Origin of the sequence: Methanobrevibacter sp. DSM 116169, assembly GCF_046197865.1 — an archaeon.
Classification (GTDB): Archaea; Methanobacteriota; Methanobacteria; order Methanobacteriales; family Methanobacteriaceae; genus JAHKLT01.
This window is the reverse complement of sequence record NZ_CP166990.1, coordinates 889,994-913,860: the sequence shown is the minus strand read 5'-3', so window position 1 is coordinate 913,860 and position 23,867 is coordinate 889,994. Positions and strand designations below refer to the sequence as shown.

At 26.5% G+C, this 23,867-nt stretch carries 30 protein-coding genes and 1 tRNA gene; 7 read left to right on the top strand and 24 right to left on the bottom strand.

The window, feature by feature from the left end:
* Positions 1–3 precede the first annotated feature (3 nt).
* Entirely contained in the window at positions 4–864 is an 861-nt protein-coding gene (gene sucD / locus ACA134_RS04675) for a succinate--CoA ligase subunit alpha (RefSeq protein WP_409201021.1), read from the bottom strand.
* Positions 865–882: 18 nt separating this feature from the next.
* Positions 883–1,608 (bottom strand): hypothetical protein, encoded by a 726-nt coding sequence (locus tag ACA134_RS04670; RefSeq protein WP_409201020.1) that lies wholly within the window; start codon positions 1,606–1,608, stop codon positions 883–885.
* A gap of 171 nt (positions 1,609–1,779) precedes the next feature.
* Here ACA134_RS04670 and aroD point away from each other — a divergent pair, with 171 nt between their 5' ends.
* Both aroD and ACA134_RS04660 read left to right on the top strand, forming a co-directional pair.
* On the top strand, positions 1,780–2,448 hold the full coding sequence (gene aroD / locus ACA134_RS04665; RefSeq protein ID WP_409201019.1) for a type I 3-dehydroquinate dehydratase: 669 nt from the start codon (positions 1,780–1,782) through the stop codon (positions 2,446–2,448).
* A gap of 9 nt (positions 2,449–2,457) precedes the next feature.
* Positions 2,458–3,075 carry a S24/S26 family peptidase gene (locus ACA134_RS04660; RefSeq protein ID WP_409201018.1) on the top strand — a complete coding sequence of 206 codons (618 nt, stop codon included), beginning with the start codon at positions 2,458–2,460 and terminating at the stop codon, positions 3,073–3,075.
* Here the strand turns inward: ACA134_RS04660 and ACA134_RS04655 are convergent.
* Positions 3,072–3,410, bottom strand: coding sequence for a P-II family nitrogen regulator (locus tag ACA134_RS04655; protein ID WP_409201017.1), 339 nt, complete (start codon positions 3,408–3,410; stop codon positions 3,072–3,074). The two genes, ACA134_RS04660 and ACA134_RS04655, sit on opposite strands and share 4 nt — an antisense overlap.
* Positions 3,411–3,419: 9 nt before the next feature.
* Positions 3,420–4,631: an ammonium transporter gene (locus ACA134_RS04650; protein ID WP_409201016.1), complete on the bottom strand. Its 1,212-nt coding sequence runs from the start codon at positions 4,629–4,631 to the stop codon at positions 3,420–3,422.
* A 223-nt stretch (positions 4,632–4,854) separates the two neighbouring features.
* On the opposite strand from ACA134_RS04650, the gene ACA134_RS04645 reads away from it, so the two are divergent.
* From ACA134_RS04645 to ACA134_RS04625, 5 genes are read left to right on the top strand one after another with little or no spacing between them, the layout of a single operon-like run.
* Complete coding sequence (locus ACA134_RS04645; protein WP_409201015.1) at positions 4,855–5,172, top strand: hypothetical protein; 318 nt, start codon at positions 4,855–4,857, stop codon at positions 5,170–5,172.
* A complete protein-coding gene (locus ACA134_RS04640) occupies positions 5,172–6,395 on the top strand; it encodes an HD domain-containing protein (protein ID WP_409201014.1) in 1,224 nt (407 codons plus the stop codon). Before ACA134_RS04645 ends, ACA134_RS04640 begins: the two co-directional genes overlap by 1 nt.
* Before the next feature lie 8 nt (positions 6,396–6,403).
* The gene (locus ACA134_RS04635) at positions 6,404–6,958 is read left to right on the top strand and encodes a UbiX family flavin prenyltransferase (protein WP_409201013.1); all 555 of its coding nucleotides are present in this window, start codon (positions 6,404–6,406) and stop codon (positions 6,956–6,958) included.
* Complete coding sequence (cbiT, locus tag ACA134_RS04630) at positions 6,955–7,515, top strand: precorrin-6Y C5,15-methyltransferase (decarboxylating) subunit CbiT (RefSeq protein WP_409201012.1); 561 nt, start codon at positions 6,955–6,957, stop codon at positions 7,513–7,515. Before ACA134_RS04635 ends, cbiT begins: the two co-directional genes overlap by 4 nt.
* A gap of 1 nt (position 7,516) precedes the next feature.
* Positions 7,517–8,140, top strand: coding sequence for a molybdenum cofactor guanylyltransferase (locus ACA134_RS04625; protein WP_409201011.1), 624 nt, complete (start codon positions 7,517–7,519; stop codon positions 8,138–8,140).
* Positions 8,141–8,159: 19 nt separating this feature from the next.
* Here the strand turns inward: ACA134_RS04625 and ACA134_RS04620 are convergent, their stop codons facing one another.
* The 20 genes from ACA134_RS04620 to ACA134_RS04525 all read right to left on the bottom strand — a co-directional run bounded on the left by ACA134_RS04620 (position 8,160) and on the right by ACA134_RS04525 (position 23,752).
* A complete protein-coding gene (locus ACA134_RS04620) occupies positions 8,160–8,300 on the bottom strand; it encodes a hypothetical protein (protein WP_409201010.1) in 141 nt (46 codons plus the stop codon).
* 47 nt (positions 8,301–8,347) lie between these two features.
* Positions 8,348–8,929 (bottom strand): hypothetical protein, encoded by a 582-nt coding sequence (locus ACA134_RS04615; RefSeq protein ID WP_409201009.1) that lies wholly within the window; start codon positions 8,927–8,929, stop codon positions 8,348–8,350.
* Between the two features lie 130 nt (positions 8,930–9,059).
* On the bottom strand, positions 9,060–9,590 hold the full coding sequence (locus tag ACA134_RS04610; RefSeq protein WP_409201008.1) for a hypothetical protein: 531 nt from the start codon (positions 9,588–9,590) through the stop codon (positions 9,060–9,062).
* A gap of 166 nt (positions 9,591–9,756) precedes the next feature.
* Positions 9,757–10,542: an exosome complex protein Rrp42 gene (rrp42, locus tag ACA134_RS04605; RefSeq protein WP_409201007.1), complete on the bottom strand. Its 786-nt coding sequence runs from the start codon at positions 10,540–10,542 to the stop codon at positions 9,757–9,759.
* Between the two features lie 4 nt (positions 10,543–10,546).
* Positions 10,547–11,245 (bottom strand): exosome complex exonuclease Rrp41, encoded by a 699-nt coding sequence (rrp41, locus tag ACA134_RS04600; protein ID WP_409201006.1) that lies wholly within the window; start codon positions 11,243–11,245, stop codon positions 10,547–10,549.
* Positions 11,246–11,275: 30 nt separating this feature from the next.
* Entirely contained in the window at positions 11,276–12,103 is an 828-nt protein-coding gene (rrp4, locus tag ACA134_RS04595) for an exosome complex RNA-binding protein Rrp4 (RefSeq protein ID WP_409201005.1), read from the bottom strand.
* Between the two features lie 15 nt (positions 12,104–12,118).
* Positions 12,119–12,820: a ribosome assembly factor SBDS gene (locus ACA134_RS04590; protein ID WP_409201004.1), complete on the bottom strand. Its 702-nt coding sequence runs from the start codon at positions 12,818–12,820 to the stop codon at positions 12,119–12,121.
* Between the two features lie 18 nt (positions 12,821–12,838).
* Positions 12,839–13,600, bottom strand: a complete 762-nt coding sequence (gene psmA / locus ACA134_RS04585; protein ID WP_409201003.1) for an archaeal proteasome endopeptidase complex subunit alpha — start codon at positions 13,598–13,600, stop codon at positions 12,839–12,841.
* Between the two features lie 217 nt (positions 13,601–13,817).
* On the bottom strand, positions 13,818–14,501 hold the full coding sequence (locus tag ACA134_RS04580; protein ID WP_409201002.1) for a thymidylate synthase: 684 nt from the start codon (positions 14,499–14,501) through the stop codon (positions 13,818–13,820).
* Between the two features lie 10 nt (positions 14,502–14,511).
* A complete protein-coding gene (locus ACA134_RS04575) occupies positions 14,512–15,447 on the bottom strand; it encodes a methionine synthase (RefSeq protein ID WP_409201001.1) in 936 nt (311 codons plus the stop codon).
* Positions 15,448–15,514: 67 nt separating this feature from the next.
* Positions 15,515–15,880, bottom strand: coding sequence for an Rpp14/Pop5 family protein (locus ACA134_RS04570; RefSeq protein ID WP_409201067.1), 366 nt, complete (start codon positions 15,878–15,880; stop codon positions 15,515–15,517).
* Entirely contained in the window at positions 15,870–16,574 is a 705-nt protein-coding gene (gene rnp3, locus ACA134_RS04565) for a ribonuclease P protein component 3 (RefSeq protein ID WP_409201000.1), read from the bottom strand. The genes ACA134_RS04570 and rnp3 overlap by 11 nt, the downstream gene beginning before the upstream one ends.
* Positions 16,575–16,609: 35 nt before the next feature.
* Positions 16,610–16,912 carry a DUF1894 domain-containing protein gene (locus ACA134_RS04560; RefSeq protein ID WP_409200999.1) on the bottom strand — a complete coding sequence of 101 codons (303 nt, stop codon included), beginning with the start codon at positions 16,910–16,912 and terminating at the stop codon, positions 16,610–16,612.
* Between the two features lie 12 nt (positions 16,913–16,924).
* Positions 16,925–17,380, bottom strand: coding sequence for a DUF1890 family protein (locus ACA134_RS04555; protein ID WP_409200998.1), 456 nt, complete (start codon positions 17,378–17,380; stop codon positions 16,925–16,927).
* Positions 17,381–17,384: 4 nt separating this feature from the next.
* Complete coding sequence (locus ACA134_RS04550) at positions 17,385–18,464, bottom strand: hypothetical protein (protein ID WP_409200997.1); 1,080 nt, start codon at positions 18,462–18,464, stop codon at positions 17,385–17,387.
* 68 nt (positions 18,465–18,532) lie between these two features.
* Positions 18,533–18,605: transfer RNA gene (locus ACA134_RS04545), tRNA-Ala, on the bottom strand.
* Between the two features lie 14 nt (positions 18,606–18,619).
* The gene (locus ACA134_RS04540; RefSeq protein WP_409200996.1) at positions 18,620–19,654 is read right to left on the bottom strand and encodes a DUF354 domain-containing protein; all 1,035 of its coding nucleotides are present in this window, start codon (positions 19,652–19,654) and stop codon (positions 18,620–18,622) included.
* 8 nt (positions 19,655–19,662) lie between these two features.
* Positions 19,663–20,319: a hydrogenase nickel incorporation protein HypB gene (hypB, locus tag ACA134_RS04535; protein ID WP_409200995.1), complete on the bottom strand. Its 657-nt coding sequence runs from the start codon at positions 20,317–20,319 to the stop codon at positions 19,663–19,665.
* A 16-nt stretch (positions 20,320–20,335) separates the two neighbouring features.
* A complete protein-coding gene (gene hypA, locus ACA134_RS04530) occupies positions 20,336–20,707 on the bottom strand; it encodes a hydrogenase maturation nickel metallochaperone HypA (RefSeq protein ID WP_409200994.1) in 372 nt (123 codons plus the stop codon).
* A 450-nt stretch (positions 20,708–21,157) separates the two neighbouring features.
* Positions 21,158–23,752 (bottom strand): DEAD/DEAH box helicase, encoded by a 2,595-nt coding sequence (locus ACA134_RS04525; RefSeq protein WP_409200993.1) that lies wholly within the window; start codon positions 23,750–23,752, stop codon positions 21,158–21,160.
* Between the last annotated feature and the right edge of the window lie 115 nt (positions 23,753–23,867).

Genomic DNA, 23,867 nt, shown 5'->3' with positions numbered 1-23,867 from the left:
CACTTAAATAGATCTTTTAATTTGTTCTACTATTTCAGATGGCATTTTAGCAATCTTAACACCAACATCAGACAACGCATTAATTTTACTTTGAGCAGTTCCAGAATTTCCCTGAATAATTGCACCTGCATGACCCATTCTTTTACCTGGAGGAGCAGTCATTCCTGCAATATAAGATACAACAGGTTTTGAAATATTATCTTCAATATATTTAGCAGCTACCTCCTCAGCATTACCACCAATTTCACCAATTAATACAATTGCATCAGTATCAGGATCATCTTCAAATCTTTGTAAAATATTAGAATAATTTGTTCCAATTACAGGATCTCCACCAATTCCAACACAAGTACTTTGACCAATACCTGACATAGTAAGTTGACTAGCTACTTCATAAGTTAATGTTCCACTACGTGATATAACACCAACATTTCCTTCTTTAAAAATATGAGTAGGCATAATTCCAAGTTTTCCAACACCTGGTGATATAATTCCCGGAGTATTTGGACCAATTACAGTAGTATTATTTTCTTTTGCATATTCCATTATTTCCATTGCATCATGAACAGGAACATGTTCTGTAATAATAATTACTAAATCTAAATGTTTAATTGATTCAAAAGCAGCATCTTTTGCAAAGGGAGCAGGTACAAAAATAATTGAAGAATTTATATCTTTATTTTCTTTAGCTTCTTCTATTGAATTGAAAATAGGAACTCCTTCTAAAGATTGTCCTCCTTTACCAGGAGTAACACCAGCTACAATATTAGTATTATATTTTAACATTTCTGATGTATGAAATGAACCTTGAGTTCCAGTAATTCCTTGAACTAAACATTTAGTATCTTTATTTAATAATATCATTTTAAAAATAACCTCCAATTATTTTAATATCCTTGTTTTATTTTCAAATGGAATAGATAAATCCATTATATTACCATTCATAAAAGCAGTAGCTGAAAATATAACACTTCCAGGTAATACATTACAAGCAGTATGTCTTTTAACTAAATAAGTATTTTTATTACCTAATGCTGCTCCAATCATTGCACTAGCTATTACTCCTACAGAATTTAAATCTTCAACTGTTGTGACAATAACAGGATCATCAGTTTCAGATGAAACATAACCCACACCAGGAATATGTTTAGTTGAATCTTTAAGAGGAGTTGAAAAATCAGTTAAACCCTCCATTCCAGAAGCAGCTTTTAAAGATGAATTAGCAACATCTTTAACAAATGGTTCTCCACCATAAGTATCAAAAGCTAAGATGATCGCATCAGGATAATATTCATCTCTAAAATTAGCTTCAGCATAAGAAATACCTTCTCCAGCACCTTCTTTTGTATCAGATATTCCATTTAAATCACCTAAATCTTCTGCATTATCTCTTAAAATATTAACAATTTCTAAGTTAATTTTTTCAATTAAATCATCTTCATAAACTGCAGAAATAGCTACATCATCACCAGTAACATTAGTTAATCCTACATGAGAAGCTCCTAAATCTGTGATTCTGTATAAATCATTTTCAATATTATCAACTAATGATTGACTACATGAAACATCATTTTTTGAAATATCTGCTCCTATAACTGAAACTTTCAATATTACACCTAATTTAAAATTAATTATAATTAAATATTAGATTTTTATTTATTAATAGTTTTTGTATAAGTTTATTTTAAAAATGAAAAAGAACTATTTAAAAAAAAGTAATAATTTATTTATAAAACTAAAATAAATATAAATTATTAAGTTAAATTATATGGAGAAAAAATGTATTCACAAACAAAAATAGCTATACCAATATTTGAAAAAAATAAGGAAAAAGCTATTGAAGTAGCTAATGATTGTATAAAAAAAGGAGCTGACATTTTAGAACTTAGAATTGATGGTTTAAAAGATCCTACATCTAAAATAGTTAATGAAATCATTGATGAAATTGATTTCCCTTTAATAGCTACAAATAGAATTAAAAGTGAAGGCGGATCATTTAAAAAAACAGAACAAGAAAGAATCGAATTACTTTTATCTTGCAGTGAAAATGTAGAATTTATTGATATTGAACTTCAAAGTAATGATAAATATATTCAACAAATTAAAGATACTGGAGTTAGAACTATTATTTCTTATCATGATTTTGAAAAAACACCTAACTTAGATGAAATTTTCTATATTGTTAAAAAAGAGAAAGAATTAGGTGATATTGCTAAAGTTGCTTTTATGCCTAATGATTTAGATGATACATTAAAAATTTTAGCTATTTTATCACATTGTAAAGATACAATTGCAATTTCTATGGGAGAACTAGGTTCATATACTCGAGTAATGGCATCTAAATTTAACTCACCAATAACATTTGCAGCAGGTAGAGATCCTACAGCTCCTGGACAAATTGATATTGAAACTATGAAGTCATTATTTAATATGAATCTTGAAATTTAGGTTTAAATTATGTTTAAAAGTTTAAAATCTAAAATAGCTATTTTATTAATTTTAATAATTTTAATTTGTGGTTTTTTAACATTATCAAATAGTGGCTATGTTGATATTTACCTTGATGGTGAAAATGTAACAACAAGCTTTATAACTATCCCTTTTTTATATGATAATAATGAAATTATTGATGAAATTAATGATTATGCTTTAAACAATAGCTATGATAACTTTGATTCTAATGTAAGCGATTTAAAAAATGGTATTGGAAAAATTACTCATAAACATGGAATAGATAATACTATTGTTAAAATCGACTCATCATATGGTGAAAATCAAATCCCTATAATATTTCTTGTAAATGGAACATCAATGGAACCTACTTTAAAAGATGGTCAAGATATTGTAATTTTAAAAACAAAAAACATTAATGTTGGAGATATAGTTGTATGTGATAGTCCAGAATATGGAATTATTGTAAAAAGAGTTAGTGAAATAAATGGAGATAGAGTATATTTAACAAGCGATAATAAAAATAGTGAAATAACTAATATTAATGGTGTTGAATATGTTTCCCAAGGAATTACCACATGGGAAAACATATCAAATATTATGGGTGTTGTAGAAAAATATTAAATAGCTTTAGACCCTTTTTCACCAGTTCTAATTCTAATTACTTCTTCAACATCAGAAATAAATATTTTTCCATCTCCAACTTCACCAGTTCTTGCAGATTCAATAATTACATCAGTAATTTTAGATAAATCCTCTTGTTTTACAATTAATTCAATTCTAGTTTTTGGAATAAGATCAATACAATAATTTGATCCTCTATAACTTTCTTTAATTCCTACTTGACGACCTCTTCCTTTTACATTAGAAACATTCATTCCTTCACAACCAATTTCTAGAAGTGCATTTTTAACATCTTGAAATTTTTCTTCCCTTATAACTGCTACAATTCTTTTCATTTAAACACCTTAAAAATTATATCCAGATTCTTCATGCATTGCACTATCCAATCCTTCAACTTCTGTTTTTTCATTGACTCTAATACCAATTGTCATATCAAGAGCTTTTGCAATTATTATTGTAATAATAAAAGAATATGCAATTGTTGCTAGAACACTTATAATTTGAATTAATACTTGTTCTGGATTTCCATATAATAATCCTGCTGCTCCACCAATTGCAGGTACAGCAAATATACCTGTAGCTATTGCACCCCATATTCCAGATAAACCATGAATTCCAAATACATCTAATGCATCATCATATCCTAATTTTTCTTTTAAGTAATAAATACCGAAATATGATACAAATGGAGCTATAAATCCAATACAAATTGCACCACCTACATCAACAAATCCTGCAGCAGGAGTAATAGCTACAAGACCGGATACAGCACCTGAAATTGCACCAAGCATTGTTGGTTTTCCAATTTTTATTGTATCTAAAATTACCCAAACAATTAATGCTACTGCTGTTGCAATATTAGTTACTAAAATAGCTGATGCAGCAAGACCATCAGCAGCTAATGCAGATCCACCATTAAAACCCATCCATCCAAACCATAAAAATCCTGCACCTAAAATAGAATATCCTAAGTTATGAGGAAGTAATGATATATCTTTACGTTTTTTAAGAATGATAGCTAATGCTAAAGCACTTATACCTGAATTAATATGAACAACATTTCCTCCAGCAAAGTCTAATGCTCCTAATTGCATTAACCATCCTCCACCCCATACCCAATGAGCTATTGGAATATAGACTAAAGAAACCCATAAAGCTATAAATATAATCCATGCAGAAAATTTCATTCTACCAACTATTGCTCCAGATATTAGAGCTGCAGTTAAACCTGCAAATGTTAGTTGAAATGCAATAAATAATAATGTTGGAATAGAACCTGATAAAGAATCTATACCTATACCATTTAATAATAAATTTGTTGGAATTCCTATAAATCCAGCAAATGATGCATCTGCAAATGTAAATTGATATCCATATACAACCCATATTATACTTGTAATTGCAAATGCAATAAATGTTAAAAACATTGTATTTAAAACATTTTTCTTTTTACTTAAACCACCATAAAAAAACGCTATACCTGGAATACTCATTAATAATACCAATATAGTTGATATTAATATCCAAGCAGTGTCACCTGTATTTAATATATCCATACATATCTTTTCTCATTATATTTAATTAATAAAATTTATAATATTTTAGTCGGAAGTATGCTTCCGATAATAATAATTTATTTTCAGAGTATATAAAATTAATGAATTTTATAAAAATCACAACAAAATTAAATAAAATAAGTTATATTTAAAATATATTAATTATATAATTATATATTAATAAAAAAATATTTATTTTCAATAAAGGAGAATTTGTGAAATTATGAGAGAAAAAAAGCAAGCAAATTTAATTATTTTTTCAATAGTTGCAATAATAGCTTTAGTATGTAGTTCATTAGTTTTTTCCATAACCGCAGAATTTGTACCATCTTTAACAACTGAAAACACACAAAAATTAATTCCAGTAGAAAATGATGGTTTTACACCGGTACAAATTAATTCCGTAGAAGAAGAAAAAAACATAATCGAAGAAATATTTAATTTCACATCAGAAGAAAATAATACAACTGAAGCAGAAACAATAACAACGGAAAATTATACAGATGATAATACTGATAGTATTTGGGAGCAATGGACTTAATGAATAATAATTATCACTTTATAAGAGATAGTGTTCATGGAAATCTTAAAGTGACAGATTTTGAAATGCATATTATTGATACTAAAGAATTTCAAAGACTTCGAAGAATAAAACAATTAGGTTTAATAAATTTAATTTATCCTGGAGCAAATCACACAAGATTTGAACATTCCATTGGAACAATGCATCTATCTTCAAAATTAGCTAATCAATTAGAGCTTTCAGAATATGATAGTGAACTTGTAAGAATTTCTGCACTATTACATGATATAGGTCATGGCCCATTTTCTCATGTATCTGAAGGAGTATTAGAGTTTCCTCATGAACAATTAACCGAAAAAGTAATCAAAACAAGTGCAATAAAAGATAAACTATCTGAAAGATTTAATATCAATGATATTGCAGATATTATAAATGGAAAAGGAAAATATGGGCCTATAGTATCTGGTGAATTGGATGTTGATAGAATGGATTATTTAATAAGAGATTCACATTATACTGGAGTTTCTTATGGAGTAATTGATACTGAGAGAATAATTTCAAATTTAAAATTAGAAAAATATTTAGTTTTAGATATTAAAGGAGTTCAAGCTGCAGAAGCAACACTAGTATCAAGATATTTTATGTATCCTAGTGTTTATCAACACCATACTACAAGAATCGTAAATGCAATGTTTAGAAGAATTCTTAGAATGGGTATTGATGAAGATATTATTAAAGCAAACGAGATTTATAAATTCGATGATGCTGATTTAACAAGTATTTTTAGAAACAGTGATGGATTTATTAAAGACATAATGACTAAAATAGATAATAGAGAATTATTTAAAAGAGTTCATACAACTAAATTAAATGATTTTAAAAATCCAGAACAATTCTATAATATAAGTAAAGAAGAATTAAGAAAAGCTGAAGAGAGAATTTCAATTGCATATGGAATAGAAAAAGAATATGTTATTTTAAATATAGCTGAATATCCTAAATTTGATGAAATGAAAACACAAGTTTCAACAAATGGAAAATTGTACCATTTAAATGATATTTCAAGTATTGTGAAAGGATTAAGTGAAGCTAGATTTAATATGCCAGATATTAGTTTATATGTTCCAAAAGAATATAGATCTAAAATGAAAAAATTCAAATTAGAAGAATATATTGATTTACCAGAGAAATCTGAAAATGAAATTAATAGAATTCATTATGATCAAATAAAGTTATTTTAAGTGATAAAATGATTGTTGTTGCAATAACCGGAGCTAGTGGAGTCATTTATGGAGTTAAACTACTTGAAGTATTAAATGATTTGAATATTAAAAATAGTTTAGTAATAAGCGATGCAGCTAAAACTGTAATGAAAAACGAATTATCAATGCCTATAGAAGATGTTATAAATTTAGCTGATAATTATTATGAATTTGATGATTTAGCAGCTTCAATAAACAGTGGTTCTTTTAAATTTGAAGCTCTTGTAATAGTACCATGTTCTATGAAAACATTATCTTCAATAGCTAATTCATATGGATCAAATACAATAACACGCGTAGCAGATGTAGCTTTAAAAGAAAGACGAAAAATTATACTAGTTCCAAGAGAAACACCTCTTAGAAGTGGACACATAGAAAATATGTTAAAAATTTCAAGAGAAGGTGGGATAATACTTCCTGCAATGCCAGGATTTTATCAAAATCCAAAATCAGTAGATGAACAAGTAAATTTTATAGTTGGAAAAATATTAGATTCATTACATATTGATAATAATTTATTTAAAAGATGGGGAGAAAAATGATAGAAGATAATGATTTCATCACATCTTGTGAAGTTCCAGGACCAAGTAAAGAAAATATAAGGGCAATATTACTTTATAAATCTATGGTTTCATCTAATGATATAGTTGTCGATATTGGATGTGGAACTGGTGGCATTACAGTAGAATTTGCAAAGAAAGCTAAAAAAGTAATCAGTATTGATAAAAATCCTGAAGCTATTAAATTAACTAAAAAAAATCTTGAAAAATTTAATATTAAAAATGTTGAATTAATCGAAAACGATGGATTAACTGGTCTTAATAATATAGAAAATATAGATATAGCTATTGTTGGTGGAAGTGGAAATCAACTAGATGAAATATTAAAAAAAGTAGATAGTAAGTTAAATTCCAATGGTAGAATATTTATTACAGCTATATTACTTGATACTAAACTTGAAGCAATAGATTATCTTAAAAACTTAGGATATAATCCAAAAATTGTTGAAGTTAATATTTCTAATGGAAGAGTACTTGATCGTGGTGTGATGATGATTAGTGAAAATCCTATTGGAATTATTAGTGCTAAAAAGAGATAAAATGTCTAATAATTTTCGTTCCTGTATATTATTATGTGGAGGAATGAGTAGAAGAATGGGTGAAGATAAAGGATCTATGATTATTTATGATAAACCCATGATTATTCATATACTTGATACATTAAATCATAATATTGATGAAGTAATTATTGTTTTAAATAATAGTTTAAGAATTGAAAAATATCAAGAAATAATTAATCAACAAATTTATTCTTTTTCAATAAAATTTGTAGAAGATGAAATTAAAGATAAAGGACCGTTATCTGGAATAATGACAGGACTTAAAAATTCTATAAGTGATTATTCTCTTATTTTACCTTGTGATAGTCCTAAAATTTCTGAACAGTTTTTAAATTATATTTATGATAGTGTTAAAGACCTTAATAAAGATGCATTAATATTATATCATGATCCAAAAGATAAAATTAAAACAAGTGAACCATTGCATTCTGTTTATTCAAAATCAAACTATAAGCAAATAGAAAAATTAATAAATGAAAATAAATTAGATGTTAAAAGCTTAATTAAAGAAATAGATTGTGAATTTATAAAAATAGACAATAAAAATATATTAAAAAAAGATATAAAAAATTTTAATAGTAAAAAAGATATTGAAATGATTTAAAGTTATTTAAATTATTTATCTAAGATTTAAGAATTTTTTTTAGAAATTTATTCATTGATTCTTTAGATTTTCTTCTTCCTCTGTCTTGTGGAGTTTCGTCTTCTAAAATAGTTGAAATAGGTTTTTTCTTATAATTTAATAAGAGTTCTGCAGAATCCATATTAACACCATAATTATATTATTAAATATTTATAAACTCTTTTTAATTTAAATCTTTTGATTTTCTTTAAAAAAATGATAATTTAGCTTTAAATCAAAATAATGTTTTCTTTTTGTCCAAATAAATCCATAACTTTTTGTTATTATTGCAACATCAACATCTCCCCCAACACTTTCAATAGTATTATCTATTTTTCTTTTTAAAGAAGTAATATGAATTAATGATTCACATAGATTACTTAGTTCTTCAATTGGTAATGATTTTATAGATGATATTATAGGATTTAGATTTTCTTGTTTAATATTAATTATTGATTTTCTGAAATTTCCAATTAATAAACGATTATTCATTCTCATTTTATCAATTTCAATAAAAACTTGTTGTTCTGCTTTCCCATTAATTTTATTATTTTTATTAATCAATAATTCTAAATTATCCAAATAACTACTAATCATATCATCTATATAACTAATAATTTCTAATTCTGTCCCTTCATCAATACTCGTTAGAAATGTTTTTATAACATCATCTTGAGCAAATGATTTAATAATAACAGAATTAGATTCATCAAGAGAATAACTTATCTCGTTAATTTCAATATCAATGAAATCAAATTTATCATCAAACAAATATATTATTTTAAAATCAGCAGATATTGGAAATACATTTTTGTTTTCAAAACCTGCAATAACAATACCTGTGCCTTCAAAAATTAGAGATTTAATAAATAATTTTTTTAATTTATCTAAAAAATAAAATTCATTTTTTTTTATTAACTAAATCTAATAATTCATTAAAAATATTTTCATAATCTTTAAAGCCACTTTCTTCAATAGAAAATAAATCATTATTTTCTTTAAGAAAATTTTCAACATTATCATCAAAATCTGTGCTAATAATTGTTTTTAAAAACTGTTCTTTCCCATTTTCTTTAATATATTGTTTTAAATTATTAACAAATAATTTCAATTGTTTTTTAGAAGAAACTGATCTTTGTATTTTTTGTTCTTTAATAGTTTTTTTTAGATGATTTTTAAATTTTAAACTAATTTTTTCTATTGTTATGTTATTATCAGATTTCATTGATTTAGAAAAATCATTTATAATAGTTTCTAAAGGAATTCCAAAAAAATCTGCTGTGTTATATATCATTATGCCCATTGGAGGATTATTAGATAACATGAATAATTTATTAACACCTTGATATGTTTTCAATCCACCTATTGTTACTGTACTATCTGCTGCTAATGCTATTGCACTTGGAGTCATTATTAATATTTCTGATGTCATATAATCGCACCTTTAATAAAATAATTATATTTAATAGTTTATTTAGTTTTTGGAAGTGCGAGAATGAATTTATTCATTTTTGTGTAAATGTGAAAAATAATATTAATAAAAAAATGAGTAGAATAAATAAAATAATTTAAAAAAAATATAGAAAATATTAAAAAGTTTAAATAAAGCTTAAAAGATCTTTACTTTTAGAAATAGCTATATTTACACAATTTAAAACATCACTTTTAGTTAAAGGTTCAGCTCCGCCTTTTTGCATAGCACAAACTATTCCTTCCTCAGAAATACCAATGTTTAAACGAGCTCCAGCAACTTGTTCTTCTATTAATGTAGGATCAATAACCATTTCAGATCCAATTTTAACAAAAGTACACATAGCTACTTTATCTTTTAAAGGTAAATCTATAGTGTCTTCTTTATCAAGTTGAACTTCACCATCAACTAGTGTAGCCTTAGGTAATTTAGCAGAACTTAAAGCAGCCATAACAGCAAGTTCACATGCATCAAAAAGATTTCCACAATTATCTAATATATGTAAATCAATGAAAATCATTCTAACATATTTACCTTCCTCAATACAAAGCTTTTCTAAATCTATCATTCCACTTTCTCTAATGCCTCTATCTACAACACGAGCAAGTTCTATAGAAAATTCATTAGGAGGGCCAGGTTCAAATTCTGGATCAGCTATTGGAAGCATCTCACAATTTGTCATTAAAACACCAAGATTTGGTGTATCTGGGAATGGTTCTCCAATTTGAGATTTAATACCAGCTATAACTTTAGTACCACCAAGTTTAACTTTAGCAGAACCTTCAGCTTTAGAAATAAGATCAGTTTCAATAGTTATATCCCTATATTGATCAATAGTTCTTCCATCTTCTCTTTGATTATTATCAACAAGGTTTTTTATATTGTTTTTTGTAATTACAGGTACAATTTTCATATAATCATCCCATATCAGCAGTATATTTAGCTTTTAAAGCTTCTTTTTGAACTTCACTAACTTGCATACATCCTTCAATAGCTAAATCTAAAGCTTTTGCAAATTCTTCTTCAGTTAAATTTCCATCACTTTGAAGTAAAGTTATTTCTCCAGTTCTTGGCATAATAGCTACAGGTAAATCTGCTTCACCTTCTTTATCTTCATCTTCAGATAAATCTAAAACTATTTCTCCATCAACTTTACCAGCTGCACAACCAACAACAATATCTTTCATTGGAATACCTGCATCTGCTAATGCAACAGAAGCAGCTGTAATTCCTGCACAACGAGTTCCACCTTCTGCTTCTATAATTTCAATAGAAATATCAACCATAGATCTAGGATAATTTTCTAACATTAAAGCAGGTCTTAAAGCATCAGCAGTAATTTTTGAAATCTCAGAAGATCTTCTATCAGGTCCTGGTCTTTTTCTATCACCTACAGAAAAAGGAGCCATATTATATCTGCATCTTATAACACCAGTATTAGGTTCCAATAAACGTCTAATATATGATTCACGAGGACCATAAACACCAGCTAAGATTTTATTTCCTCCAACTTCTAAATAAGCTGAACCATCAGCTCGCTCTAGTACTCCAACTTCAATTTTAATAGGACGTAACTCATCTGCTTTACGGCCATCTCCTCTTACACCATCAGTCATTATAATAACTCCTAAGCTATAAAAATAAATTTAAAATAAAAAAGAATTCTCCTTATCCTTAGATTTTTCATCATTAGAAATTTCTTCTTCTTCAAATTCTAATTCTTCTTTAAAATTTTGAAGTTTAGGTTTTTCTAATTCACCAGATTCATCATCAAAAAAATCATAGTCATATTCATCATCATCTTCATCATCTATAATATTAGATAATTTTTTATTGATTCTATCAGTCAAACCAGATGTATGAGCTTCAGCCTCAATTAAATGGATAATATTTTTTGTAATTTGTTCCATTTCTTCATCACCTTTAACCCAAACAAGACCATTTTGTCCAACGACAATATTACATTTGGTCTTATCTTTAATCATGTTAATCATGGAACCTTTTTTACCAATTAATCTAGGAACTTTAGTTGGAGTAATATTAACAATTATTCCTCCTTTAAATTTACCCATTCCTCTTCCTTTTAATCCCAGCTTGACTTTTTTAACTTCATCAACATCGATAACTTTTAAAAATAAAACATCTCCAACAGTGAAGACTTTGTCTAAATCTTTTTTCTCTCTTTTAAACACTTCGAATGCAGGTAAAAATGCAGAATATGGTGAATTAATATCAACTTCCCACATTGAAAACTTGACATCTGTAATCTTTCCAATAACTACTTCTCCTTTTTTAGGAACATATTTACTTTTAAGAGGAATAACTCTAATTTTTTTATTTCTTAAAGATACAAGACCAATTAAAGAAGAACAAATTTTTCCACTTTCTTTAAATGTGCCTCTATCAGAATAAAAATCATCATCAGCTAATACCTGTCCAGGTATAACAAAATCTTTATTGTCCACATAAATCATTAAATCACCAAAAAATTATTTAATAGGTTTTGTCTCAGCGTCTCCACCAGAAATCTCTGCCATTTTTGAGGCAAATTCATTTTGCATACCACCAGCTATTTCAACGACACCTATCCATGAACCATCTTGTTGCCATTCTTCATTTAAAATTTCACCAAATGGTTTAATAGCATTATAAGCATTTCCTGCAGCGGATCCTGGAAGACGAACAGCTATTTTAACCCTTTCAATACGAATAGGAATTAATGGTTTAATAAATTTCAAAGCAGTTTTTACTTGCTCATCAACGGAAATAAATGGATCAACTTTCATCTTAGTTTCATCAATTGCATTTTCAATTCTTTGAACTGGATGAGGAAGTCCATTTTGAGGATTGATTGCTTCTTTAGCAATTTTATTAATAATAAGTTTTTTCTTATCCTCTTGCATTTTCCTTTTTTGGTCTGCAGTTAACTGCACTGTTCCCTTTTCTAAAATTTGTTTAGAAACTTCAATAGGATCTGTGGTTTCAAATATTTTTTCCATAGCTTCATCAGAAGCTTTGTCACCCTTTTTAGAGTCTTTAAAAATTTCTTCAATAGCTAAAAGGTCTTCAATAGCCACATCATTGCCATCTGGATTTCTAAATTCAGCAGCTAAATCTGGATCAACTAATATTTCAAAATGTTCACCAAATGATTCATATTTTGCAATTATAGCATCATCTATATTAACCATTGAAAACCCTCTATTTAACTATTCTTCACTTTCAGTTTCTTCTTCATCATTAGATTTTTTTTCAACTAATTGATCAATGTAAGAGGAAACTTCTTCTTGAGATAATTTTCTGTATTTTTCAGTATCTTTTTCAATAACAGCTATTTCGACACTTTCAGCACTTGTTTTTCCTTCAGTAGCTTCATACACAGCATCAAGTGCTAAATCAATAGCAGCATCTAAAGACATACCTTCTTCATATTTATCTTCAAATACATCCATAGCATCGCTTCTACCAGATCCAATAGCTGTTGCTTTATATTCGATTAAAGCTCCACTAGGGTCTGTTTCAAATAACTTGGATTCTCCTTCGAAAATTCCACCAATAATTAAAGCAGATCCAAATGGTCTTACTCCACCATTTTGAGTATATAATTGTTTCATATCACAAATCTTTTTAGCAAGATTATCTACTCTAATTGGTTCATTATAAGTAATTTTGTAAACTTGAGATTCAATTCTAGCTCTTTCAATTAAGGACCTTGCATCTGCAACAAGTCCAGAAGTAGCTGCTCCAATATGATCATCAATTTGGAATATTTTTTCAATTGATTTAGTTTCAACTAGTTTAGAACTAGTTCTTTTATCAACTACTAAAACAATTCCCTCATCAGATTTGACACCTAATGATGTAGTTCCTCTTTTTACAGCTTCTCTAGCATATTCTACTTGAAAAAGTCTTCCATCTGGGCTAAAGACAGTAATAGCCCTATCATATCCAGCGTTTTGTAAAGGTTGCATAGTTAATACCTCACTATTATTTATTAAAATTCAATAAGTATTCTTTTTATTTATAAATTATAAAAATAATCCAACTCTCCGTGAATTGGTTTTTTACTTTAAAATAAAAAATTTTAAAATAATTTACTCTTTATTCCATAATCTCCATATAATAATATCTCCAATTATGTTTATATACTTTTCTATTTTTAAGTAACAAAAAGTAATTTTAAAAAATTTATTTGTTTTTTACTTTTTCTGCTTCATCAAAATTCACTTCATAAACATGGGCACTAATAGAGTGAATTGTAATTGGACCTAATGAAACATCTCCTATTTCACTTGAAACATATTTAGATAAATAAGCAAGACCTACTGCATTTGGAAACCATGCACCATAAATATCATGAGATCTCCATAAAGCTGTAGTATATAATGTATCATCTCTAATTTTAAAATCAACTAAAATCATGCAAGGAACTTCATCACTATCTGCATCAATAGTAGGATCCCAGGTAAGAGAAATAGCTCTTCTAGATTCCCTACAAGTTTTAAGTCGTTCAATTGATTTACCTATTTGATCTATTCTATCAAAATGAGCTCTTAATCGATTACCATAAGTATATACAAAACCTTGTTTATCATCACTAATAAATTGCTCAGAATAAACTTTTAGTTTATCCCCTTCCCAGAAATAATCATCAGGAATTCTAATATTATCAAGTTTTTCTAAAGATTTGCTCATACCAAAGAAATCTCCATCTTTGATACCAAATGGATCATTAATACATGTTACAACATTTAAAAGTTCTTTTGTTAAAGATCCTCTCTCATCATTTACCAAATGACCTTCATTCATGATTTCTTTTACAATTTTTTCCCAACAATCAGCAATCTCATTACCTTCAATTTCATGAACCATTTAAAACACCTTAATTAAATTCCTTTTTAATATTACTTAATAATTCTAATTTTTTAATAGCTATATCTTTATCCATTTTACGAAGGCCACAATCAGGATCCAAAATTAAATTATCAGGACCTACTACATCAATAGCTTTTTTAACTAAAGATTTAACTTTATCATAATCATCTACTTTATTTAAAGTAGTATCTAAACAACCAAATCCAATAGTTTTATTTTTTAAATTTTTACCATTATCTTCTAGTAACTTTAAGTTATAATCATTACCTGCAAATTCACAGTCAATAATATCCACTTTAAAATTAATAAGTTTTTCAAATATTTCAGTTAAATTTCCACAAACATGAATAGCTATTGGAGTTTTAATACCACTAGATAAAATTTTAATAGCTTTAGAAGCAGTAGCTAAATTAACCATTCCTGTTGATAAAAATGGTTCATCAATTTGAATATATTTAACTCCTAATTTATCAATAGCTTCAATTTCTAAGCGTAAACTTTTTGCAAGATCAATAATAGCATCATCTTTATTTTTATAAAAAGATTCTATTCTAGAAGAATAAACTAGAGTTGAAGGACCAGTAATAATTCCTTTAATACCTTTATCATCATTTTCATTAATATGATTATTTAAAACATTTTTAGCAAATTTAATATCATTAGTTGTTATCTCGTATGGTGCAGGTTTAATTTTTGATACAATTACTGATGAATTTTGCTCATAAATAAAACCTGGAATGTTTTTGGTAAAAGTTGCAACCATATCATCTCTTACTTGACCATCAGATACAATATCTATGCCTGCATTGAGTTGTGATATAACAATATCTTTAATAGCTAATTTATAAGGATCATATTTACCAATGATATTTAAAAACTTATCTTTAGCATGTTCTGGTGATTTTATCTCAAATGGAAAACTTCCGACAACTGATGTATACATTTAAAACCTCAAATTATAAATTAAAATTTATTAAAATAACATTAAATAATTTTCTATTTAAGAAAAATCAATTTTCAATAAACTTAGAAATAGCTGATGAAATAGTTCCAGATAAACCTAAGGAATTAATAGCAATAGAATTATTTTTATATTTTGTTAAAACACATAATGATGCTCTTATTTGATTTTCAAATCCTCTTTGACACTTAATAACTGCTTTATAATGATAATAATCTTCACTATCATTAATATCATAAAACCTCATAAGCCATAAATTAAAATTACTTGTTTCTAATTCTCCTTTAAATCTTATACAAGCATCCCAAATAGCTATAACTAAATCATCTTTTGTTAATGGACTTTCTGATATGACATCAATAGCTATATATCTTTTATTTTTTCTCAAAGTAGGAGGCAATATTTTAAGTTTCATCATTAAAACCCTCTATCTTTTTAACACCTTTTAATATTAAATTATCTCTATTTTTATTAAAATCTAATATTTTTTTAGGGTTTATTTCAATAGCATTAGATATTTCATCATTAGTTAAACCTAATTCATTATAAAAAATAAAAATGTCTTTTGGATTTCTAATATCATAAATAGAATTTAAACCACTTGATAAAATTAATGAAAAATCATATTTTCTATGTAATGCTATTATATCTTTAAAATATGAGATATTTTTAGATCTATATGATAAATAGCTATTTAATATATCTTTAAAACATAATTCAATAGCAACATCGTTATCTCGAGCAGCTTTGGCTAAAACATGATTAATCCCACAATCTCTTCTTTTAAAATAAGGCCTAGATAATATATCTACTTTAATATTTTCACAAGCAAATCTATTAACTTTTAAATCCCCACCAAAAACAGAAATAAAATTAGATTTATTTCTAAATTTTTGAATATTTTTTTGTATTTGATTAGTGTTTCCCTGAATTTCACATCTTAAATCAAAATTATCATAATTAGAATCTTTTAAATAATTTATAGCTCCATCATAATTATTAGGATTATAAGTTAATCCAATATAATCCCATCCTAAAATAGATGCTTTCTTTAAAAGAGTTAAATCATTATTAAGATTGCTTCCTTTAATATTTAAATCAAAATACATTAAAATTCCTTAAAAATAGTTAAATAGTTAAATAGTTAAATAGCTAATTTTCTAATATTATTGATTTCATCTTCACCAATAGGTAATTCTACTACTGATGTACCATGACATGGTTTAGTGTAAGGTATTAAAACTTTACTTTCATGTTTTAAAATGCCAATAGGAATTGGAGGAATACCAATAATTCTAACCCCTAAAACTACATCTCCAGGTTTAACATTAATAACTTCATCAGCTTTATATCTAATAAGCATAGCACAATCTTTAAAACCTGCTTGATTTAATAAAATCTCATAATCATCTGATTGTTGTAAATATGTTTCTAAACAAAATGACATATAATCACCAAATTATAAATTATTTAAAACCTTATCAAGTTGAACCTTAACAGGATTTGGATTATGGAAAGCTTTAACAGCAATAATTTCAGCATCAGTTGACTCTTTTACCATTTCAGCATATTCTTCAACTAATTTTTCATCTTTTTCAAATACTAAAGCTATTGACTTTGTTTGTAATATTTGATAAAAAGTTACAAAAAAAGAAGCAGCTGCATCTTTATGAACAAAACCTAATAGTAAATCATATTCTTTTTCTTCTAGAGAATCTAAACATCTATCTAAATCAAGCATATTCTGAACATATTTATTTTCAGGATCAGAGATTTTTATAAGTTTAGATGCTGCAGGATTTGCAGTTATAGTAACATCATATCCTAATGATGATAATTTATTTGTAGCATAAATAGCTAAAGGAGTTTGAGAAGGAGATTCTGGACATCCTAATAAAATTAAAGCTTTTTTCATGTAATTACCTCTTTTTTAAAGTGACTATATGTGCAAGGATTAAACAAGCCAGCACAATAAATGTTAAAAGTGCCATACCATTAATTGTTCTATTAAAAATAAATAAACCAATTAAAGCTTGTGAAATAAATGCTGATAAAGAACCAATAAGTAAAACCTCTTTACCTAAGAATTTTTTATTATTTTTTTCTCTTTGAGTCCTATAGATTTTAAGGATTTTAAATCCAACAACAATGACTAAAAGGACAAATAACATTAATCCAACTAATCCTAAATAACCAAAATCAAATCCATAACCCATAATACCTGGAAGCATATAATCTACAGTATCTTTTTGATTAACAAGTACTCCGAAAAATAATGGGAAAGGTAATCCAAAGAATAATATTAATTGCATTGGAAGTGAAATATAACCTTCAGCAAATGCAGTTCCTTCAGTACCCCAGAAAGAAGCAGCACCATCATGACCGATTAGCTGAATATTATTTAAAACCATTTTAATACTAGTTAATGAGTTTTCTTCAATTCTTGAAATCCTTAAAAGTGGGCTGAAAATATTCATTCCAGTAATCATAGCGAGAATTTCTAAAAATGCAAAGGCCACACCACCAGCAGCTACAAACATTAAAAGTTTTCTTGCAGATAAAATAGATTTTTGTCTAAATGATTTAGAAATAATAAAGTAACCAATTAATAGACCAAGTAACCATAAAAGTAAAAATGATCTATGCATTAATCCTCCAGCTATTGTAATTAAAATCAAAATCAAAAATATGATTTTTTTAAGTCCTGCAACATTAACTCCCGAATCTTCCATCACTTTCAGCGAAGCTATTGCAGTAACTATAGCTAAAACAGCAATTGGACCAAATGGGTGAGTAAATTCATTTTGACCAAAGGATAAAACAAGCATTACTAAATCCCCTACAAATAAAAGTGCAAATCCTCCAGATAAAAATAGGGAAAGGAAAGTTACAACACTTAAAGACATAGGTATCATGTTTAGTGTAAAAATCATTGTACCTAATAACATTAATCCTATTTCAAGAATTAATTGCAGATGATTTTGAGCTATTAACATCATTTTTTTATCACTTAATAATTTTTATTATAAATATATTTTTAATTTATTAATTTTAAAGTTTTGTATAATGGACTGACCGGGATTTGAACCCGGGGCCTCCGCCATGCCAAGGCGACGATCTACCATCTGAGCTACCAGCCCCAATCGAACAAAGTTCATTTTTTTGAATTATCATATAAACTATAGATATTATCAATTATTATTTGGAACAAGTCATCAGTTACTAGTTCTTTTCTTTTATTAGGATGAATAATAAAGTTCAAAGCTGTTTGAATTATTTCACTAAGATCATTAGATCTATACATCAAACCTTGGTCAATATAAAATTGATCAACTGATAAAGTGGCTCCAGGATAACAAGAAATAACAGGAGTTTGTAAAATAGCTGCTTCCCTATTCATTGTTCCTCCAGCACCAATAACTAAATCACATTTTTTAATAAGACTAGAAGTATCAACAGGAGGGTTTATAATTGTAGTATTTTCTATTCCTTCAAATATTTTAGCTTGTTCTTTAAATCTAGGTAAAATTAAAATATTTGCATATTCTTTTAAAACTTCTACAATAGGAAGTAAAACAGATTTTTTACAATCTGCATCTAAATAAGAAGCAAGAGAAGGTTCTGGTCTCATAAGAATAGTTTTTGTTAATTTTAAATCTAAATTTAAATCATCAAAAATATTTTCATTATATTCAAAGCTTTTAAAATGTAATAACTCTGAAGTTCCATTATAAGATAAAATTTTATTAGGATCTGCTCCAAATTCCATTAATTTCCACATATCAATAATTTTTGGTGAGATTATTGTATCACAAAGTGGAAGAGTTAATTTATTAGCTGCAAGTGCATGTTCATTATCTAAAACATATAAACTTGGAATTCCTAAACCAAAAGCTATTCTAGGTAATTCAATAGAATGCTTTGAAACAGCTACATCAACCTTCTCAGGATAGATTACATCAACTAAATCATTTAAACGATTAGTATTTTCTTTAAGTTTATCATGCAGAGATACTCCATGTTTACCTAAAGAAATAAAATCTATATTATATAAATTTAGTAATTTATGAATATCTCCAAAATCACGTGCAGTGATTATTAAATCCTCTCCTTGATCTTCTAAATGTTTAATAATATCTTTAAAAAACCTAACATGAGGAGCATTTGATATATCTATCCAAATTTTCAAGTAGACACCTATTGATTATTTTTAAATTCATTAATTGCAGAGATGACTTCTTCAAAACCTTCATCATTTTTTAAACTAGTTTTAATGACTTTAACATCAGGATTAATTTTTTTAGCATCACTTACCATCTTATCAGCATCAGCACCAACTGCATCAGCTATATCTATTTTGTTAATAACTACTAAATCTGCAGATTCAAATATCATTGGGTGTTTTTCAACTGTATCATCACCTTCTGTAACACTAACAACCACAATCCTCATATTAGAACCTAAATCGAAATCTACTGGACAAATTAAATTACCAACATTTTCAATAATTAATAATTCAATATCATCTAAAGGTAAATCTCCAATAGCATGTTCAACTAAATGAGCATCTAAATGACATTCACGACCTGTATTTAAACCTACAACAGGAACTCCATGAGATTTAATTCTTCCAGCATCAAATTTACTAATGATATCTCCAGCTATTACACCGATATCTAAATCTGTTTCATCAATAAATTTTTCAATTAAAGAAGTTTTACCAGATCCAATAGCTCCAACCATGTCAATAGTAAAAATTCCATTATTTTCTAAAATTTCTTTGTTTTTATCTGCTAATTTTTTATTAGCTTTCATAATATTATGTTGAACTTCAATATCTGCTACTTTATGCATGTATATCCCCTATAATTTAATCAGGTTTTTCAATAATAATGTTTTTAACAATACAGTCTTTTCCATTTAAAATAGAGACTCTTTTATTTTCACATTTTGGACATTCCACAATAGGAGCATAATGATCTAATTCATCGGTATTCGCATTTCCTTTGAAATTACATTCTCCACATTCTATTTCCACAGGAATTTCATCAATTTTAAATTCAGCATTTTCAACTATAGTATTTTCTTTTAAAACATCTAACATAAAAGATAATTGCTCTGGATTTATTAAAGCAAGTTTTCCTATTTCAATAACAACTTCATTAACTTCAGTTGCATCATTTTCATTAGCTGTTTCAATAACAGAATTGATTATTCCTTGAGCCATAGATAATTCGTGCATTATTTATCTCCTATTAAAAAATAAAAATTTTAAATTATTTATCTTAATAAAATATTAGTGAAAAAAGTATTTAAAATTAACTAAAATAGTACTTAATAATATATTTATTTGAATAAAAAATTTTTAATAGCAATTTAGAACAATTTAGTTAATTTAATTTTTCAATTACAATACAATTTTTTTATTCGGCATAAATATTCAAATATAAAATAAACAGCTATTAAACCTTGAATTGAAAAAATAAGAAATTTTATATATTAATAAAGAGAAACTATTAATTGAAATTTTTTAGGGTGAATTTCTTCAAATATTTTATTTATCAAAAATATTTTTTTTTAGATTTAAAGTTGTGACTTTATTATCAATTATTTAATAATGTCACTATAATTTATTTTTATTACAATAAACTTACATATAAATGAAATTTTTCAATGTTTAATAAAATATTACCTAAATCTTATTTTTCAATTCAATATATAATTCATTAGCTTCTTCATTAGATGAATCTATTGATAATGCTTTTTTTATAAAATTCATAGCTCCATTAATATCATCTTGATAATTTAAAATACTTGCAAGTAATGTCCATGCATTAATATACCTTTTATCAATAGCTATTATTTCTACTAAAATATCTTTTGCATTAAGATAATCTTTTGCATTAAATAGCTCTAAAGCTTCATCATACATTTCATCTGGATCTTCTATAATAGTATTTTGTGAAATATTTTTAGGTTCTTTATCAATTTTTTCAGTCTTTTTAGAAACTTCTTCACACATATAATTTAAAATATATTCTGTAGCTTTTTTATTTAATGGTTTGTTATCATTTCCGCATTTAGGTGAATAAATACATGATGGACATCCATATTTACAATTACAATTTTCAAGTAAATGTTTAGTTGATTTTAAAATATCTGAGAAGACATCAATAGCTTTTTCACTTATTCCTATTCCTTCTTCATATGCATCATATATGAAAATTGTAGCTTCTTGAGTATCTTGATGATAGTTAATAGATAATCCTCCAATATCAAATCTATCACACATTACATGTAATGGGAAAAGACCTATAATTGCATGTTCAACTCCATGTAAACCTCCTGCAAATATATCATCTTCATCATATTCTTTTTCAAGATATTTTTTAACATCTTCTGGAATTGTAAACCAAATTCCTTTTGTTTCAAATTTTAAAGGAGGTAAATCTAGGAAAAATGTACCAATGGTTTTTGAAAATTGAATCTTTTTATATTTATAATAATCTTCTGATACTTCTAAAGCACCAAAATGTATTGATAAATTTCCAATTTTCTTTTTGTTTATCTTCTCAAGTATTTTAATATCAACATCTTTTAAAACAGTTGTATGATAATCTACGGCTTGTTTTGAAACATTTACAAATCCTTTTGCTAAATTTACATTATTTACAATAAAAGTTTCACCTTTATTAATTAAAACTGCACCTTCATGAGCTTCCCTATACATTTGACCTCTTTCCATCGTCTCAAGTAGCTGATTATTATTCATAATTTTGAAAAAATCACTTGATAGCTGATCTAGAGAATGAGTAAATGAAGGATTATCATCATAAGGATAAAGATATTGATTTTTAAGATTTTTTGCTAAATCTTTAGATTTCATTAAATTATCTAACAAACTTTCATCTGCTTTAAAATATTTAAAAGCATCTTCACTAGTTAAAGGTAATTCATTTGCAGCACATAAAATATGGGCTTTTTTAATAATACTATTATTTGTATCAATAATTGCATTTTCATGAGGTTTATCAAAGAAAAAATCAGGATTATTCATGAAATATTGATCTAGTTGATTTTCAAAAGCTATTAAAATTACTAATGATTTCTGCATTCCACGACCTGCACGACCACCTTGTTGCCATGTAGAAATCATTGTACCAGGATAACCTGAAATTATAACTGCATCTAAAGAACCAATATTTATTCCAAGTTCTAATGCATTAGTACATGTAACTCCTAAAAGTTTACGAGTTTTCAAACCTTCTTCAATTTCACGGCGTTCTTTAGCCAAATAACCTGCCCTATAAGCAGTAATTCTATGAGCTAATTTACCTTTTATTTGTTTCATATCTCTTTTTGCCCACATTGCAATAAGTTCTGCAATTTTACGAGATACTGTAAAGCATAATGTTTGAATATCTTTTAAGATTAAATATAGGAAAATTTGCTCAGTTTCTTGATGAATTGATGGAGCATTAGCACTATTAACCTTAGTTCTCCTATAATTTTTAAAAGGATTATATAAAATAAAGTCCTTCTCACCACTAGGAGATGTATCTTCGTCAATTAAAGTAAATTCCTCATCAGTTAATTTATTAGCTAATTCTAAGGGATTAGCTAAAGTTGCAGAAGATAAAATAAATTGAGGATTAGATCCATAAAAATTAGCTATTCTTTTAAGTCTTCGAATTAGAAAACTAACATTAGAACCAAATATTCCCTTATAATAATGAGCTTCATCAATTACAATGTATTTTAAATTTGAATAAAATCTTTTCCATTGATGATGCCATCCTAAAATATGATGTAGTTGATAAGGGTTAGTTAAAATAATTCTTGATTTTTGACGAATTTCATATCTTCTAGATTTATCTGTATCTCCATCATATGATTCTGGATTAACATTTAAATCTAATTCATCTTCTAATTTTTTTAAAACATCTAATTGATCATAAGATAAAGCTTTTGCAGGATAAATATATAATGCACAAGCATCTTCATCATCCATTAAAGTATCAAAAATTGGTAAATTAAAAGCTAAAGTTTTACCAGAAGCTGTTGGAGTAGTTAAAATAACATTATTTCCATCTTTAACCTCATCACATGTGTCAGTTTGATGAGAATATAATTTGATTTCATGTTTTGATAAATATTCTAATAATTTTTCATTTAAATTATTAATTTTTTTATATTTAGCTTTTTTAGATGGAATAGTCTTTACATAAGCTATTTTATCTTTAAACCTAATATCATTTTTAAATTTATCAATTTTTGAATTAGTCATTTAAATATATCTTCCTTATATCAATATATTATAATAAAATTAACATTATAAATTAATATTACGTTACAATATAATAAATAAGTACTAAATTAAAAATAAAAAAGAAAAGAAAAAT